This window comes from Clostridium amazonense, assembly GCF_056431285.1.
This window is the reverse complement of the sequence record NZ_JBWKMH010000025.1, coordinates 90,801-109,286: the sequence shown is the minus strand read 5'-3', so window position 1 is coordinate 109,286 and position 18,486 is coordinate 90,801. Positions and strand designations below refer to the sequence as shown.

18 protein-coding genes and 1 riboswitch are annotated in these 18,486 nt (G+C 27.0%); of the genes, 16 read left to right on the top strand and 2 right to left on the bottom strand.

Translation table 11 applies throughout. The features are described 5' to 3' along the window. Positions 1–1,606 precede the first annotated feature (1,606 nt). From AC07E4_RS11570 to AC07E4_RS11535, 8 genes are all read left to right on the top strand, one after another. Positions 1,607–2,422, top strand: a complete 816-nt coding sequence (locus AC07E4_RS11570) for a lysostaphin resistance A-like protein (protein WP_478216477.1) — start codon at positions 1,607–1,609, stop codon at positions 2,420–2,422. A 51-nt stretch (positions 2,423–2,473) separates the two neighbouring features. Beyond that, a riboswitch (cobalamin riboswitch) is annotated at positions 2,474–2,657 on the top strand. 265 nt (positions 2,658–2,922) lie between these two features. Beyond that, positions 2,923–3,984: an ABC transporter substrate-binding protein gene (locus tag AC07E4_RS11565; protein WP_478216476.1), complete on the top strand. Its 1,062-nt coding sequence runs from the start codon at positions 2,923–2,925 to the stop codon at positions 3,982–3,984. Positions 3,985–4,370: 386 nt separating this feature from the next. Then, entirely contained in the window at positions 4,371–4,709 is a 339-nt protein-coding gene (locus AC07E4_RS11560) for a CGGC domain-containing protein (protein WP_478216475.1), read from the top strand. Positions 4,710–5,417: 708 nt separating this feature from the next. Next, positions 5,418–5,765, top strand: a complete 348-nt coding sequence (locus AC07E4_RS11555) for a TIGR04076 family protein (protein WP_478216474.1) — start codon at positions 5,418–5,420, stop codon at positions 5,763–5,765. 218 nt (positions 5,766–5,983) lie between these two features. Continuing rightward, positions 5,984–6,865 carry a class I SAM-dependent methyltransferase gene (locus AC07E4_RS11550; protein ID WP_478216473.1) on the top strand — a complete coding sequence of 294 codons (882 nt, stop codon included), beginning with the start codon at positions 5,984–5,986 and terminating at the stop codon, positions 6,863–6,865. Between the two features lie 312 nt (positions 6,866–7,177). Continuing rightward, on the top strand, positions 7,178–7,537 hold the full coding sequence (locus AC07E4_RS11545; protein WP_478216482.1) for a DUF5412 family protein: 360 nt from the start codon (positions 7,178–7,180) through the stop codon (positions 7,535–7,537). A gap of 327 nt (positions 7,538–7,864) precedes the next feature. Next, positions 7,865–8,143, top strand: a complete 279-nt coding sequence (locus AC07E4_RS11540; protein ID WP_242838380.1) for a hypothetical protein — start codon at positions 7,865–7,867, stop codon at positions 8,141–8,143. Positions 8,144–8,785: 642 nt separating this feature from the next. Further along, the gene (locus AC07E4_RS11535; protein WP_478216472.1) at positions 8,786–9,787 is read left to right on the top strand and encodes a S66 family peptidase; all 1,002 of its coding nucleotides are present in this window, start codon (positions 8,786–8,788) and stop codon (positions 9,785–9,787) included. Positions 9,788–10,083: 296 nt separating this feature from the next. On the opposite strand, the gene AC07E4_RS11530 is transcribed toward AC07E4_RS11535, so the two are convergent. Together AC07E4_RS11530 and AC07E4_RS11525 are read right to left on the bottom strand one after the other, a co-directional pair. Next, positions 10,084–10,374, bottom strand: coding sequence for a spore coat protein (locus tag AC07E4_RS11530; protein ID WP_430829486.1), 291 nt, complete (start codon positions 10,372–10,374; stop codon positions 10,084–10,086). A 6-nt stretch (positions 10,375–10,380) separates the two neighbouring features. Beyond that, positions 10,381–10,596, bottom strand: coding sequence for a hypothetical protein (locus AC07E4_RS11525; RefSeq protein ID WP_430829485.1), 216 nt, complete (start codon positions 10,594–10,596; stop codon positions 10,381–10,383). Between the two features lie 387 nt (positions 10,597–10,983). On the opposite strand from AC07E4_RS11525, the gene AC07E4_RS11520 reads away from it, so the two are divergent. From AC07E4_RS11520 to AC07E4_RS11485, 8 genes are all read left to right on the top strand, one after another. Further along, positions 10,984–11,898: a hypothetical protein gene (locus AC07E4_RS11520; protein WP_478216471.1), complete on the top strand. Its 915-nt coding sequence runs from the start codon at positions 10,984–10,986 to the stop codon at positions 11,896–11,898. 284 nt (positions 11,899–12,182) lie between these two features. Further along, positions 12,183–13,211 (top strand): serine hydrolase domain-containing protein, encoded by a 1,029-nt coding sequence (locus AC07E4_RS11515; protein ID WP_478216470.1) that lies wholly within the window; start codon positions 12,183–12,185, stop codon positions 13,209–13,211. 389 nt (positions 13,212–13,600) lie between these two features. Further along, positions 13,601–14,260, top strand: a complete 660-nt coding sequence (locus tag AC07E4_RS11510) for an acyltransferase (RefSeq protein WP_478216469.1) — start codon at positions 13,601–13,603, stop codon at positions 14,258–14,260. A 215-nt stretch (positions 14,261–14,475) separates the two neighbouring features. After that, positions 14,476–15,003, top strand: coding sequence for an NUDIX hydrolase (locus AC07E4_RS11505; protein WP_034439029.1), 528 nt, complete (start codon positions 14,476–14,478; stop codon positions 15,001–15,003). A 385-nt stretch (positions 15,004–15,388) separates the two neighbouring features. Next, on the top strand, positions 15,389–15,949 hold the full coding sequence (locus AC07E4_RS11500; RefSeq protein ID WP_051539922.1) for a histidine phosphatase family protein: 561 nt from the start codon (positions 15,389–15,391) through the stop codon (positions 15,947–15,949). 61 nt (positions 15,950–16,010) lie between these two features. After that, positions 16,011–16,679 carry an HAD family hydrolase gene (locus tag AC07E4_RS11495; protein ID WP_034439027.1) on the top strand — a complete coding sequence of 223 codons (669 nt, stop codon included), beginning with the start codon at positions 16,011–16,013 and terminating at the stop codon, positions 16,677–16,679. Between the two features lie 62 nt (positions 16,680–16,741). Beyond that, a complete protein-coding gene (locus AC07E4_RS11490) occupies positions 16,742–17,212 on the top strand; it encodes a GNAT family N-acetyltransferase (protein WP_051539918.1) in 471 nt (156 codons plus the stop codon). 95 nt (positions 17,213–17,307) lie between these two features. Then, positions 17,308–18,348, top strand: a complete 1,041-nt coding sequence (locus AC07E4_RS11485; RefSeq protein ID WP_478216468.1) for a hypothetical protein — start codon at positions 17,308–17,310, stop codon at positions 18,346–18,348. Positions 18,349–18,486 lie beyond the last annotated feature (138 nt).

Genomic DNA, 18,486 nt, shown 5'->3' with positions numbered 1-18,486 from the left:
TAAAACGTTATTCATAAAAATTTCAAAGAAACTCTAATAAATTTGCCATTTTATTTCCAAGACTAAACGGCTGAATCGACGTCCTGTCTAGGCAGTCGCTGAACCCGTCCTTGGGTTCAGGTCTTGGAAATAAAACACAAAATAATAAGATTTTCTAAATCAATTTTAAAAGAAATACTAATTTAAATAATTCCTGTTCCTTGATGAAAGAAAAAAGCTTTTCAATTGATAAATTTGTTATTTTGAATTCGAACTGGAACCCTATATAGGGTTCCAAGCTGAAAAATACAATTATTTAAACATCATATAAAAATTAGTCGATATGTATTTCTATTCTTAAATGTAATTACTACATTTGTAGGAGAGAATTCATTCTTGTAAAACATTATTAGAATGTATTATTTTTAAGTATTTATATCCAAATCAAAGACCGCCAAGGTTAAAACCTCAGCTACGAAGGTGTTATATTTTTATTTACTTCTATTCTTAAATGTAATTACTACATTTGTAGGTGAGAATTCATTCTTGCAAAACGTTAATTTCCAAATTTCACTACTTCAACTTAATTTATAATCTATTTGGGACTGACTTTGCTTGTTTATGTAAATATGTTATTTAAAAAGGAAGTTTACTATAAATAAGTAATTAGCCTATAATAGGTCCGTCCCTCTTGTTGATTAATATATTTTAAAATTTGAAACAATGAAATCTAGCAAGGATACATTACCGCCAAGGTTAAAACCTCAGCTACGAAGGTGTTATAGTTTTTATTTACTTCTATTCTTAAATGTAATTACTACATTTGTAGGCGAGAATTCATTCTTACAAAACGTTATTGGGAGATATTATTTTTAAGTATTTATCCAAATAAAAGACCACTAATTGCAATGAATTAATTAACCATGAAATAGTGTATTTTATAATTTTACATTTTCAATTTTCAACTTTCAATTAAAAATTGTAGGCGAGGTTTCAACCTTGCAAAACGTTATTACAAGATATTATTTTGAATTTGAATTTGCAATGCTATAGGGATTTAATTCCTTAAGTAAGTATGATTTTAATCCGTATCTAAACTATAATAACTATAATGTTTTTGTTATTATTAATTCTATTTATAGAATTAATATATAAATCTTTAGATTTATATAAATAATAAAATAACGAAGTTATTTTATTTAAATATATATTAAATATATATTTAGCTAAGGAGTTTAATCCAATAGTACATGTAAAAAAATCCTTACTGTTGGATAAAAAAACTATGTTGTTGGATTTAAATTCTATACTCAATGAATTAAAATCCAATTTGTATGAAATAAAACTTATGCCATATGAAAATTTACGAATATAATTTGAGTAAGAAAAGCCACTTAAATTCTTATAAAAAATAGTATTAACATTTAGATTAAAAAACATAATAAAACCTCCAAATAAAGTACTCCAATCTTTATATAGGTAAAAAACTGAGAAAACAACAAATGAAAAGTGAGAATTTAAAGAAAATTTACAATTGGAAATTAATTTTAAGTTTAAATATATAAAATTAAAAAATAAATGGTAATAAAGGTAAAATAATTAGTATTATCTAAGGGGGAAAAATTTAATGAAGAAAAAATTAGCAATGGTAGGAAAAATAATTGGGTTTATACTCATATATTTTGCAGCTCAATTTATATTTTCTATGATATTTTCAATTTCGTATACTGTAACGCATATGGGGATGGAAGAAGCAAAGCTTGCTGAAATTATAATGGAAAATCAATATATACTTTCAGGTGGAGGTGCAATATTAACACTTTTAATATTTGCATTAATACTAAGAGGAAAAGAAAAGAATTTATGGCAAAGATGTAGATTTAAAAAACTAAACAAGAATGAGCTTTTAAAAAGTATTCTTCTAATATTAGCATTGAATTTCTTTACGTTAGCTTTTGTCCATATATTCGGAGATAAATTCGAGAGCTATAAAAGTGTATCCGAAGGCATAGTTAATGCAAGAACATCTATTTTTTCAATGTTGGTGATTTTAGTAATAGCACCAGTATTTGAGGAAATATTTTTTAGAGGCATAATATTTAATGAATTAAAAAGTAATATGAATGTTGTTTTGGCATTATTGATACAAGGTATACTATTTGGTATATTCCATGGAAACATTTTACAAGCTATATATGCATCTCTATTAGGAATAGTATTGGGCGTAATTTATATGTGGACGGGTTCTATATGGTCCAATATATTGGGGCATTTTTTATATAATATACTTGGATCAACATTAGTTCCGATGCTTATGGAGGTTACTCCGAAGCTTGCGTATTTATATCTTGGGTTAGGATTTATAGTAACAATAATCATGTTAATAAATATTGTTAAAGAGTATAAACAAAAAAAGTCAAGTGAAAAAAGCATATTATTTTAGTGTAATATATTCCATTTTGTTATAATTGACAAACTTTTCTTGAAATGATATCTTTATAAAGAAATATTGAGTGCTTATTTTAATAAGGTAATAGGGAATTAGGTGTAAATCCTAAACGATCCGGTCACTGTAAAAGGTTGGTAGATTCATAAAATAGTCATTGCAATTATTGTGAGAAGGCATGATTCTACAATGAACTTTAAGTCAGGAAACCTGCTCAGTATTTATTGTTGGTATCTTCCGCAGAAAGTAACCACTTAATATAAAGCAAAATTGTTATAGTTAACTTATGAAGAAATCATTCAAAAGAGTGAATAAAGAATAATATGTAAAGTTAGAATTATCATTTTATGAAATTAAGTTCGTAATTAATAAGCTTAAAATTAATGTGTTTATTATTGAAATTTAGAGTGTCTGCGGCTATTGCAGTCACTTTTTTATTGTGTATAAATTTGTAAACAATATCTGCGGTGATATAATATAAAAAAAGGGGAAAAGAGATGAAGAGAAAAGCATTAGCGTTATTATTAATAGGTGTAATGTGCTTAACTACAGCATGCTCACAAGGTAATAACAAAACACAAGAAAATAGTGATACATCAAAAACAGTATCAGCATCTGAAACGGAAAAAGGAGATAAAAAGTCTCAAAACTATCCGTTAAAGATTAGCACTTTTAACTATGCAAAAGAGCCAGTTGAAGAAACATTTGAAAAAGCGCCAGAAAGAGTTATTACAGCATGGCAAAATTCAGCAGAAACAATGCTTGCATTGGGACTTGAAGATAGAATCGTTTCAACTATTGGAGTAAAAGAGGAAGATATAGCACCTTCATTAAAGGAAGCATATAAAAAGATTAAAGATAAAGAATTTAATGATTTTACAGACACGAATGTTGCAATGACTAAAGAAAAGGCAGTTATGTTAAAACCAGATTTTATTTTAGCTTGGAAATCAACTTTTTCTGATAAGTCATTAGGCGATGTAGATTATTGGCATGAAAATAATGTAAATACATATATGGCATTAAACTCAAATGACATAAGTGAAAAAAGAACAGTAGAAAATGAATATGAAGATATTATGACAGTAGGAAAAATATTCGATGTAGAAGACAAAGCAAAAGCTTTAGTTGATGATATGAAAAAAACTGTAGAAAAAGTTACAAAAGCTACAGACGGTAAAGAAAAACAAAAAGTAATTGTGCTTAGCTCAGGAAAAGATAATATACGTATATACGATAAAAATAACTTAGCTGGAGATATGGTAACAAAAATGGGCGGTGAGCTTATGGAAACAGGTCCTAAAATAAGTGCTGAAGACCTTGTAACATTAAATCCAGATGTGATATTTACAGTACACATGGAAGGCTATGGAGAAGGAGCAGGAAGCAAAGCTTTAGCTGAAATAATGGACAATCCCGTTTATGGAAGTTTAAATGCAGTAAAAAATAAAAAAGTATTTCCACTTAGATTAAGTGAAGTATACACTAGTGGAATTCGTACAATTGATGGATTAAATGCAATTGGTGAAGCACTTTATCCAGAATTATATAAAAAGTAAAATAGGATTTTAAACATAGGAATCTAAGTTGGAAAATGCAATTACTATTATTTAAGTTGATAAAGAGCAATTTAAAGTGTTGTATAAAATTAACAATTAACGATGGGTAATTGACAATGAAGGATAAAACTAAAAGCTCATTTTTTAAAAATCAATTTAAAAAATGATTTGTAGAACAAATTAATTGAAGATTATATAAAAACGCGGTTTTTATATATTTCTATTTTAAATATTAGGAATTAAATGAATAATATTAACCATAACTGTCAATTCTCAACTGATTCCAAGCATGATAATAGAATAAACTATAACATTAGTAGTGTCATTTGATAAAAAGATTACTTTTAATTTGGAATCCTATAATATATTTGTAAGGGGTATAAAAAATGAAAAAGATAGCAATGTTAAATTGTCTAAAAGCTAATGAAGTATGCACAGGAGCAGCTTGTTTTAAAGCTTTTAACTTAAAACAAAAACATTTTGAAATGTATAAAGATGAAGAAATAGAATTAGCAGCATATATGCGTTGTAATGGATGTGGTAAAGAACCATCTAAAGATGAAGGAATGATTGAAAAGATTGAACGTCTAAGAAAAGAAGGAGTAGAAGTAGTGCATGTTGGAGTTTGTACTCAAAATGGTGCAGGTGAAGAATGCAAAACAATCACTGAAATTGCTTCTATGCTAGAAGAAAAAGGAATAAAAGTTATAAGAGGAACACACTAAAATCTAATATAAACATTTTCAACATATCAACATACTAAGGGGGAAGAAATTCCCCCTATTTCTATTATGTTTCCTTTGTAGCTAAGACTTCAATCTTGGCGGACTATTATGTGGATATAAAAGAATAAATAGTATATATAAAAGACAACGTTATACAAGAATGAATTCTCGTCTACAAAGGTTGGGTGATCTTATTTAATTATCCTCTTAGCTGAGACTTCAGTTTTAGTGGCTTTGGATATTGGAATACATTTCATAAAATAATATATGAAAATAATTCTTTACAAGGTTGAAACCTCGCCTACTTTATTAATTGAAAGTTGAAAATTGAAGATTGAAAATTATAAAATATGATGTTTCATATTTAATCTATACACTGTAGCTGAGGTTTTAACCTTGGCGGATTATGGTGTGCATGAAAAATAAGAAGTAAGATATACAAAAGATATTAAGTAAGAATAAATTCTCATCTACAAAGGGTGGGTGATCATATTTATTTGTCTTCGTAGCTGAGACTTTAGTCTTGGCGGATTTAAATACGTACCTGCTCTTAAGTGATAACTGTTTAAATAATATATACATTAAAAAAAGGAATTAAAGAATAAGTTATTTACAAAATATGTTATAATTAATTCGTAATAAACAAAGTATATTAATCAAAATTATTTGTATGATAAATAAAGATAAATAGGAGATTGGAGATTAATTATGAAAAAATGGTATGATGAGGAGTATGAATTTGAAATTGAGGTAACGGGGTTTCTTCGTAGTGACCATACAGAGAACTATTGCCGAAACGGAGAGGAAGTAGGCGATAAATATACATGCACATATGGTTGTCCTGTAAATATGAATGGACAAGGTATTTGTTCAAAGGTCATGATGATTATGTTTCCAATCATGGAGGCTATCAGAAGTGGTGGAGATTTAGAAAACATAGGTGGAAATAGCAAATATAGCAAGGATATTGTATGTCCAGATGGTTGTGTTATATTTAGATTGACAGCAAAGAAACTTGGAAATGAAAATTTTTATAAGGGTAAATTTTTTGATTAGTTTTGACTTTTATTACATCCAGTTTGAAAATAATTTGAAATGTATAAAATCCAATTTATCAAGTAATTTAAAATTAAATATAAAATAATAGGCTTTAATATTGCAATATTCAGACAAATAAAATTGTTATATGTAAATATTATTATATGATTATAGAAAAATTGATGAAGGAATATTTAATTGTTAAACAAATTAAAATTTGCAATGGAGGGATAAAAATGTCTGGAACTGATTGGAACACCCATTTAGAATATTTAAGAGAGTCAAGAAAGAGATGGATTAACCTTGATTATGTAGAGTTCTTAGTAGAGAAAGTTTGGCGCATAGACAAGCCTGTCAGAGTGGCAGATTTTGCTTGTGGTCTTGGATATTTGGGAAGCATATTAATGCCAATTTTACCTAATGGAAGTACCTATACTGGATTTGATAATGCAGATACTTTACTTAAAGAAGCAAAGCAGATATTTAAGGAAGCTGATTATGAAACTAATTTTAGTAAGTGCGATTTAATTAATGAGGATATTAATGGAAAATATGATATAGTTATTTGTCAAGCATTTTTGATGCATTTACCTGAACCAGAAAAAATGATTAAGAAAATGATAGATGTCACTATTGATGGAGGACTCATTATTTGTATAGATAATAATTGGAATGTATGTAATGCAGCAATGTATATAGATGGGTTGGATGTTGATGGAAAATGTAATTTAGGATTATTGTCTAAATTGTGGAAAAATGAAAAAGAAGTGTATGGAAGTGACAAATGTATAGGTACAAAATTACCAGCTATGATGCAAAAACTTGGACTGAAAAATGTTTCCATGAGATTAAATGATTGTGTAAGGTTTATCAATCCTTATGGAAATAAGGACGAATATAAAAAACAGTTAGAAACTTTTTATGCTGATGGCTGGGGACATGAAATAGGTGATGAGAGTGAGTTTGTAAAATCTCTCTGTAACAGAGGGCTTACAGAGGAAGAAGCTCATTATCAATATAGGTGTGAAAAAGAAATCAATGATTATGTTAGAGAGATGGGTGAGAACTTAATGGCATTAACTGTTCCACCAATGTTTATTTCATTTGGAACAAAGTAATAATAGATAAATTTCAATTTATTAAGTAATTTAAAATTAAATATAAAATTGCATTATGAGTAAAAGGTGACATATGAACAATGTGAAATAATTCAACAAATAGTAATTTGTATATGAGTTAAAAAATAAGAGATAAAAGTGAAGAGTTAAGGTGGAAATCCTAAAGGATTTTTTAAAAATATATTCAAATTCAGCTTTGCTGAATTTATTCATTAACTTTTCACTCTTCACTCTTACCTCTTCACTTCTTGTTAAATTCCAATTTGGCAGTAGGATTTTTTATAAAAGAATTGGAGGATATATGTGAAGAAAATGAAAAAAAGTATAATAATAATATTTTTAAGTATTGCAATTATTGCCGGTGGAATATCATATGATGTCTATTGGGCATTTTACAATATACAAAGAATAAATGGACAAGAATATATTACGGAATCAACTTCTCCAAACGGAAAATATACTGTGACTGCTTACTTAAACGATGGTGGAGCTACAACAGGTTATGCTGTTTTAGGGATGTTAAAGAACAACAATAGTGGTAAAACTAAAAATATATATTTGCAGTATCATTGTGAAAAAGCAGATATATCATGGATTAATGATGAAACTATAAAAATAAATGGAATACAATTAAATGTAAAAAATGAAATCTATGATTACAGAAGAGAATAATATTAAGATTATATAAATAGAGAAAATGGTATAGGAGTGTAAATATGGGAAGGAAAGAAAAAAATTAAGGGGATTTTATTTGATTCAGGACGTGTTTTAAATCAATATAGTACAGGGCATTGGTTTCTTTTACCAAATTTTTTTTGAATATGTAGATAAAAGAAAATATAATGCAATAGATAAATAAAATATAAAACAATACATTAAAATATACTAAGAAAACAACAACAAATTCATTATGTACTTTAAATATAAAATTACATCATGATCAAATATAAAATTAAAATCTTATCTAATTAATTTATAATGGTATGTATAGGAGGTATTATGGGAGATAGTAGCCATATGAGCAGTCAAAAACAAACAAATGAAAAAGCAATATCTATTTTGAGTAATATTTGTTCTATAAGTATTATAATGTTGGCATGTATGCAAATTTTAGGTATTTGGAAAAATGCTATAAATGTAATGGAACCATTGTGGGGTGTTTTACTATTAATTCAAACTGTTCATAATTGGAAAAAGAATAGAGCAGTTGCTAAAATGAGTCTATGTGCAACAATACTTATTTTTTTAGTCGTAATTTTTAGATTTATAAATAGCTAAATTTATAAGTAAAATAAATATAATTTATTGAAAAACTTTTTAATTCTAATATTTTATTAGAAATACTATGGAAGAAGGAACTTTTGCCTACAAAGATTGGGTGATCATATTTATTTGTCTTCTTAGCCGAGACTTCAGTCTTGGTGTTTTTTTATGGAAATACATTTAAAAAATGATATATGAATTTAACGTTATGCAAGGTTGAAACCTCGCCTACAATTTTAAATTGAAAGTTGAAAATGGAGAATTATAAAATACATTAATTGAAATCATTATTTATAATAAATATTTAATTAATACACCGTAGCCGAGACTTCAGTCTTGGTGTTTTTTATATGGGAATACATTTAAAAAATGATATATGAAATAACGTTATGCAAGCTTGAAACCTCGCCTACAAATTTTGGCTTTTGATTAGATTTTCTTCGTAGCTGAGGTTTTAACCTTGGCGGACTATTATGTAGATGTAAAATAATAAAGTTGGTTATAAAATTTATTAAATCAATTAATTATAAGATAATCTTAAGTAAAGAATATTTTTACTAGATATATATAAACTTGACAGTGAGTTATTTTAGGTTGAAAATAATTGTATTATAATCTAATAAATGAGAAATAGTATAATTAGAAGGAGACATAATAATGATTAGATTGGAAAAGTTAAAGATTGGAGATTCAATAGGAATTTTCTCACCATCAACACCAATAACGTATTTTTGTCCTAAGCGATTTGAGAGAGCTAAAAGTTATTTAAGAGAAAAAGGTTTTAATATTATAGAAGGTAATCTTACAGGTAAATGTGATTTTTATAGGTCCGGTAGTATTAAAGAACGAGCTGAAGAGTTAAATGAGTTAATTAGAAACCCAAAAATAAAATGTATTATGGCTACAATTGGAGGAATGAATTCAAATTCACTTCTTCCATATATAGATTATGAAGCCTTTAAAAGAAACCCTAAAATTATAATAGGTTATTCAGATGTAACAGCAATTTTACTTGGTATTTATGCACAAACGGGAATAAATACATATTATGGACCCGCGTTAGTTGCATCATTTGGTGAACTAATACCATTTGTGGATGGCACATACAATTATTTTAAAGAGATTCTTATAGAGGATACAGATTTTCCATATACTTATGAGATACCTTCATATTGGACAGATGAATATATAGATTGGGAATTACAAGATAGGTGTAAAGAAAGAAGAGATAATAGCTGGATAACAGTTAATGAAGGTAAAGTAAGTGGAAGGGTGATAGGTGGAAATCTAAACACAATGCAAGGTATATGGGGGAGCAAGTATATGCCAGAAGTAAAAGAAGGAGACATTTTATTTATCGAAGATTCCTTAAAAGATATTTCAGATATAGAAAGAAGTTTTTCTCTTTTAAAAATTAACGGTATATTTGATAAAATCTCAGGAATAATACTTGGAAAACATGAATTATTTGATGACAAGAAAACTGGTAGAAAACCATATGAGGTTTTATTAGAAGTTTTAGAGGGTAAAAGCATACCTTTTATCGCAGAATTTGATTGTTGTCATACACATCCAATGGTTACATTGCCTATAGGCTGCCAGATTGAACTTAACGCAACAGAAAAGAAAATATCTATTATAAAAGATTGGCTAAAATAGCATAAAACTTTACAATTACAAAAACTAAAATATAAATCTGATGAAGATATGTTATAGTTAATTATATATTGGTGTATAACATTATTTATCTAATGATACAAATATAGAACTTTAATACCACATTATTTAAAAGTGAATATGTGGTATTTTTTTATCTCTTAATATGATTAAAATGTTGTGTAAGTTTTAAACTTTAGATTAAAAACAACGTTATCTTAAAATTGAATAATACAATTTAAAAAAGTAAGAATAAAAAACAAAGAGTCAAAATGACCCTTTGCAATAAATTTCATCTATTAGACTGTTGTTTCAGATTTACTTACAATTTCTGATAATTGTTGAGTAGGGGGATTATATGGTTTAGCCCAACCCTTATTTACTGTTAGTTCAGTAAGTGCTGAATGACCACCAACTACTTGATTAAGACTAGCTGAGTAAAGCGCTCTTAATTCTGGTGTTGTGCTTACCATTGTTGCATTTAGATAGGCATCAGCACCACTTTTAGCAGAAGCAAGCATAGTTCCAGCTATAACTTCATCATTTATATTAGTAGTGTTTTGAATAATATTACTTAAAATAACTGACATTATATTTTACCTCCTATAATTTGTTGTGATTTGATTTTCATTAATAAATTGTTGTATTCCCTTAATTCTACCTTCAGTTGCCAATATACTTGCTTCTGCTTGCTTTTTCAATTCAGCATCTGTTATAAGTGTTTGCATTGCCTCTGAAACTGCTAGGGCATCATTCTCAAACTTTAACAATGTAGTTAATGAAAGAACTTCACCTTCTGTTAAATTTCGCATATTAATATCTCCATTTCTTATTTTATATAGTTATTCTTGCATTAGTATATGTAATTTATATTTTATTAAACGTAAAATTTATATTAAAAAAATACATAAAAGTAAATTATAGTTGAATGAATCATAAAAAATATAACATAGTTAAGATGTATGATATGTAAGTTTAACACAATATATAAGATTGAATAATAAAGTAAATTAAGTAGGTAATGAAATGTATAAATAGATGTTTTTGATGATGGATTTACAATTGAAAATGAATAATGATTTATTTACAAAATATGTTATAATTAATAAATCATAGTAAAATTATGTTAATTAAAAATTAGCTATATGAGAAATGAGGATAAATAGAGATTTGAAAACTAATTTAAAAGGAGGAAAGTGATGGATTATTATACACGTGCAAAAAGATTTATATTAAAGAATTCAAGACCACTTGATATGGCAAGATGGAACTACTTATTTGAAAATGGAAGTAAGGAAGACGTTATTAGTGTTTTAAAGACATACCAAAATATTGATGGTGGATTTGCAAGTGCACTTGAACCTGATTGTTGGAATACTAATTCAACACCTTTGCAAACTTGGGCAGCAACTCAGATTATTAAAGAAATTAATTTAGATGATAAAACTCATCCAATAATAAAAGGAATTTTAAATTATTTATCATCTAATAATGAATTTGATGGACATAGATGGAATGGGTTAAATACAGTGGTAACAAATGATAATTATCCTCATGCGCCTTGGTGGTCTTATAGCACAAAGCAAGAATTAACATATAATCCTACGGCTAGTTTAATAGGTTTTATATTGAAATATGCAAAAAAAGATACTGCTATATATAAGTTAGCATGTGAGTTATCAAAAGAAGCTTATAATTACTTTAAAAAGAATTTCCCTTTAGAATCTATGCATGAAAGTGCTTGTTTTATAGAATTATACAATTATATGAAAGAATGCTCTATTTTAAATTTAGTAAATATGGAGGAATTTAAAGAATTATTACAAAAACAAATTAAGCAAGTTATAACATACGACACTAAAATATGGAACACTGATTATATATGTAGACCATCATTATTCATAAATAGTAAATCAAGTGATTTCTATTTAGAAAACAAGGATATATGTGACTTTGAATATGAATTTATTTTAAAGACTCAAAATCATGATGGTTCTTGGAAAGTTACATGGGAGTGGAATGATTATCTTGAACAATGGGCTATAAGTAAAAATTGGTGGAAGTCAGATATTATTATAAAAAATATTAAGTACATTAGGGAATTTGACTTATAAAATATAATTTATTAAGTAACTTAAAATTAGATATAAAATAATATATTGAAATATCAAAATATTCATTAAATTCATTAGGAGTATGAAGTAGTAAAATTAAAGAAAACGTGTGGGATATTAACTAATAAGTCATTTGAAATATATGAAGGGTTAGATAATCATTTAAATGGATAAAGTATTAGAAGTTTTGAGTAGGTTAAGAAAAGGACAAGTTAAAAATAATTTATACTAAATTGAAGATTATACAATTTAGTTGAGGGTATATTGTAAAAAATAAAAAGGGGATGAGAGATGATATGAAAATGATAGATGAATTTATAGCTAATTATACAAAAAATAAAAGTGAGGCTCCTGGGTTTTCATTGGCAGTAATGAAGGACGGAAGAACTGTATATAACAAGTCTTATGGATTCAGAAGCATGGAAGATAAAACTGAAATAACGGAGGATACATGTTTTTATATTGCATCACTTGCAAAGAGCTTTACAGCTGCAGCAATAATGTTATTATATGAACAATCTAAACTGGATTTAAATGATAATATTAATAAGTATTTTAAAGACTTACCACAGCATTATGATGACGTGAAAATTATTAATATAGTTAATCATACTTCAGGTATAAAAGATTATTTTACTGTTTATGAAAATAATAATAAAAGCACTGATAATATGACTAATGCTGATGTGTATGATTTTATACTTAGAGAAAAAGAACTGGAATATCCATGTAACAGCAGGTTTGGCTACTCTAATACTGCTTATGTATTATTGGCATTATTGATAGAAAAATTATCAGGTCAATCTTTTTCAGATTTTCTAGAGCATAACTTCTTTAAACCTTTAGGAATGAAGAATACCTTTGTATTTACAGAGAAAACTCAAGCTATTCCTAATAGGGCTTATGGATATAAAAAAGAAGGGGATAAATTTTGTGACTTTGATTATTGTGGATTGACTACAGGAGATGGCGGTATATATTCAACCATTAATGATTTAAAGCTATGGATGGCAGCTTTTGAAAATGAAAGTATTTTTAATAAAGATATTATTGATAAAATCTTTACTTCAAACAAGTTAAATGATGGATCTAGAGGAAAGTATGGATTTGGATGGTTTATTTTAGAAAAAGACAATGTGAAGGTTCCTTTTCATTCAGGGCAGTATAATGGATTTACTAATATAATATTAAAAGTACCTGAAGAAAAAGTTTCTATAATAATATTGACTAATTATTATGAAGAATGTTGGCAAAGCATATTTAAGAATTGTACTGGATTTGCTATGGAAACAAAAGAAATTGGTAGCAAGTAAATAGGGCGTAAGTACCTTATTAAAGTAAACAATCATAAAAGAGATAAGTCTATTTTTACGTATATGAAAATAAAAAAAATAATTAAGAGGAAATTAGTTTACATTTTTTAGCGTTTTGGATATGTAATAATAGCTTTAGAAAATAGAGATAACCAAGATAATAGAAATATTGGTGACTTATTTTTTTATGTTGTTATGAGCTTCAGGATATTAAATATCTTGAAGCCGTACAACTTTTAATTTTTAACTCCGTGTTGAATTAAAATTTATTAAGTAACTTAAAATTAGATACAAAAAATATATTTAAATATCGAAATATTCATAAAAATTACCACGTTAGTTATAACATGGAGGGTGACTATATTTTAATTATTTAGAGGAGGATTATAATGAAAGTTTCTGTAAATGAACTATTAAACATTGAAGAATTAGATGCAAGAGCCATATTTGAAGGGGTTAAGTATCCTTGGGAAGCTCTTACAGAAATTAAGGATTTCATTTTTCAATACGCAAAAAATCTGCCAAGCGATTTTGAAAGAATAAAGGAATTTGTATGGGTTGGCAAAGGTACTACTATAGAAAAAAATGTTATTATAAAAGGTCCAGCCATTATTGGTTACAATTGCCAAATCAGACATTCGGCGTACATTAGAGACAATGTTATCATTGGTAATGATGTTGTAATTGGAAACTCAAGTGAAATTAAAAATTCAATTCTCTTTAATAAAGTGCAGGTGCCCCATTACAATTATGTTGGCGATTCAATATTAGGATATAAATCTCATTTGGGGGCAGGTGCAATAACATCTAATTTAAAATCTGATGGAACATTAGTAAAAGTAAAATATGAAAAAGATATTATTGAAACTGGTTTAAGAAAATTTGGTGCAATTGTAGGCGATTTAGCTGAAGTAGGATGTAACTCAGTTTTAAACCCAGGGACAATAATAGGAAAAGATAGTATTGTTTACCCATTAAGTTCTGTAAGAGGTTATATTCCAGAGAAGAGTATTTTAAAAAGTACTGGTGAAATTGTACATAGAAAATAAAGTCAACGAACCAGAATATCGTATTAATTCATAGTGTACTTATATTGTGACCTAATTACTAAAGCTAGAAATATGAGCAATGCTCTTTAAAAATTGAATAATATAGTATTTGTAAAATATGTTATAATTTATTCATAATAATAAGATAAAGTGAAATAAAAACTATTTGTATGAAATATACAAATAAATAGTGATTTATAGGAGTACTGTATTGTATGGAAATGATTGATATTTATGATGAATTAGGTCAAAAATGTGGTAAGACAGAGGAAAAATGTGAGGCTCATAAAAAAGCATTTATTCACAAAGGTGTTTGTGTATGGATTATTAATTCTAAGGATGAGATACTACTACAAACTCGAAATGATCAAGTTATGTTCCCAAATATGATGGATATTTCATTTTCAGGTCATATCCAAGCCGGTGAAACATCTGTAGAAGCAGCTATACGAGAGGGAAAAGAAGAACTTGGTATTGATTTAGAAATAGATAAACTCCAGTATCTTTTTTCCTGTCGAGAGTATGGTGAGGTTGATGGATATATTGAAAATGAAATAGATGATGTGTTCATTTATAGAAAGGATATTCTTTTAGATGAATACTCTTTCTACGATAATGAAGTAAAAGAGGTATCGTATGTTTCAATTGAAAAATTTAAGAGAATGGTAGAAAAACATTCCGCTATGCTTATGCCTTACAAAACACATTATATTTTTTTACTAACAGCTTTGGATAGGTGGTAAATTTAGTATATTACATAGAGTTTATTTTGTACTTACCATGACAAACTCAAATTTGTTAATGAACTTAAAAATATAAAATATTATATAAAAGTATCACATATTTATTTTGAATATGTGATATTTTTTATTTTAAATATTTTTAAAAATAGTGTATAAAAATGGTAAATAGTATACGATTTTCTTGCAATCTAAATCTTTTATATTAAGAAAAAATGAAGCAATCTAATTCTATATGTATGAGTTAAGTAAAAAAATTTAAAAGGTAATTTTGGAAATTAAAATAAAGGTGATTCTAAGAGTATGTAGAAAAAATATAATTAAGGATGTTTTGTTTTAAATAATAAGAAATGGGAATATATTTAAGTGTGAAAGGGGATAAATTAATATGAAAGTAGTCTTTATAAGGCATGGTGAACCTAATTATTTACCATGTGATGAAAGAGGATTTGTTGGACAAGGTAGGGATTTGGCTCCATTAACTATATCAGGTATACAACAAGCAGAAGATGTTTCTAAAAATTTAGATTTATATAGTTGTGAGCTTATTGTTTCATCTCCATACACAAGAGCACTACAAACAGCAGCTATTATTTCTAGAAATACAGGTATAAGAATAGAAGTAGAAGTAGATTTACATGAATGGTGTCCAGACAAAACATATCAATATAAGACTTCTAAACAATCACTTGAGATTCATCAAGATTTTTGGAAGTGTAAGGGTATGTATCCAGATGGAGAGAAGAGAAATTGGGAAACAATTAATGAAATTATAGAAAGAGTTATTCCTATCTTAAATAAATATCTTGAAAAGGGATTTAATAAAATTATGATTATTGCACATGGTGGAATTATTAGAAGATTTATAGGACAAGCAAATATAAATTATTGCACACCATATACTATTGATTACTATATGGGATACCCATGTGTAGATTGGGTTGATTAAATATTAATTAAAAAAAATAGAGATAAATAGAAAGTTTTATGAGTGTAAGGAGAAGTTTTGTATGATAAAAGCAGTAATTTTTGATATGTATGAAACATTAATAACTCTTTTTCAAAGCCCACTATATTTTGGTACGCAAATAGCTATAGATGCTGGAATTTCAGAAGAAGAATTTCAATTATTGTGGAAACCAACAGAGTATGGGAGAACTATAGGAAAAATGAATTTAGAAGAAACATTAGAATTCATACTAAAAGAAAAACAATGTTATTCTAAAGAACTACTTAGTAAGATCGTGGATAAAAGGAAAATGTCAAAGAAAGAATGTTTCAAGTATCTTCATCCAGAAATTCTCCCAATGTTAAAGGAACTAAAGAAAAAAGGAATTTGTATAGGTTTGATAAGCAATTGTTTTTCAGAAGAAGTTGAGGCAATAAGAAATAGTGAACTCTTTCCATATTTTGATGCTACATATCTTTCTTTTGAGCAAGGTTTGCAAAAGCCTGAAAAAGAGATATTTATTAGATGTATGAATAAGTTATCAGTGTCGTCTGATGAATGTATATATGTTGGAGATGGTGGTAGTTTTGAGTTGGAAACTGCTTCAGAGATAGGAATGAAAGCTATACAGGCAGTGTGGTATTTTAAAGAAGGAACTCTTCAACCTGCAAAAAGAAAGAAAGATTTTATACAAGCTGAAACACCATTTGAAATATTAAAATATATTTGAGTATGTTAAATAGATATGGGCTAAAATTGGATGAATTTATAATTAATAAAGGTGGGATTGATTTGATTGAATTACAATTAGTTAAAGAATCAGAAAAAGAAGTGTTGTATAATATTTTTCAAAAGTATCTTTATGAAATGACGCAATATTATGATGATGAGTTGGATGATACAGGAAATTATCTATATAGGTATTTTGATGACTATTTTATTGAATCAACAAGAAAAGCATTGTTCATAAAATTGGAGGGTAAAATTGTTGGCTTTATAATGATAAACAATCATTCATATATTCACCAAAAACCTGATTATGTGATTACTGAATTTTCTATCTTTCCAATTTACAGAAAAAAAGGTATTGCACGAGAGGCAATTGACAAAGTATTTTCACAATATCCTGGTAAATGGGAACTGAAATATAGTTTAAAAAATAAAGCGGCCGTTAATTTATGGAATAAATCAACAGAAATATTTAAACCTGTTGTTTATCAGTTGGAAGATGATGAGCAAGTTCTTGCATTTCAAACAAACTGATAAACAACAGGTTTTAGATCAAAGTGTTAAATAGGAATTTCTATATGAGTGGTTATATAAAGAACTATGATTTATAAAGCAAAGGAGTTGAGTAAATGAAAAGTTTTTTGTCTGTTAAAGTTAAATATTGTCCAATGAAAAAACTAGCTTTAATACCTTTTGAAAATAATCCGGATAAACTTTATAAGTGCTTAGAACTACAATATTTTGATAGTGAAATTTCTGGTAGAGGATATAGAATAGTTGCCTATAGAAATGATAATTATCTAGATGTATATGATGATTATTCTCTTGTATATGATAAGGATGAAAAATTTAATATTGCTGAAAATGGATTAAATAAGCATATACAAACTACATTGGATAATACAATATTTCAAACTGAAGATGGAAAGTTAACCTTATCATTTACTTTTAATGATATTGAAAATCGTGAAATTAGCTTTTTTATAAAAGAGGAAATTAATAGCAAAACTAAACCAATGAATTTATTAGCACCTGTTGGATTTGGCTCTAAGAATCCTGAATTTATGCCACTTTTATTTTTATATGATTTCGATTTCATTAGAAGAAAAGATACAATTGTAAGATGTAAGATAGATAATATAGATGTAGAAATAGATACATTTCCTATGCTAATGAATTTTCAAAGAAGATATTTTACAAGGTATAGTGAAAATTGTGAGTTAATTGAATTTATCAATACAGATTACTCAGAATTAGAGAAAGTGAATTTGGATAATAAACTTGTTTTTCAGAAGGATAATGTAGCGTATAGATTTGAAAAAGAAAATGCTTTAAAAGAGATACTAATTATGTGTAAAGAAAATGAAACTATAATTAAATTTGCACCACCACTAAATATTACTGAAACTATGTCAGGAAAGTTTAATATAGAACCTAAAAGCATATATGGACACATAAATGGTGAGTTTAGTGTAAATAGAAAAGAAGATATAGTTGAATTTAATTTAAGAGCCACAGATGGGTGGGTTCCAGTACCTAATTCTTTGATTTCTAAGATTTTATTTAGTAAGAATTCTATATTTTGTAGATGGACTAGAAATTATGATTTCAAAGAAGTTATTAATCTAAAGACTATGGAAACAGAAGGAAAATGGATAAATAATAACTAAATTATTCTAAACATTTGATAATGAATAAGATTTAACAATTGATGATGCATAAAATTATATAATTGAAAAAGTTGAATTTACTAAACAATTTTAAAGTATGGTGAATTACAAATTTTAATTTGTATATGAGTTAAAAAG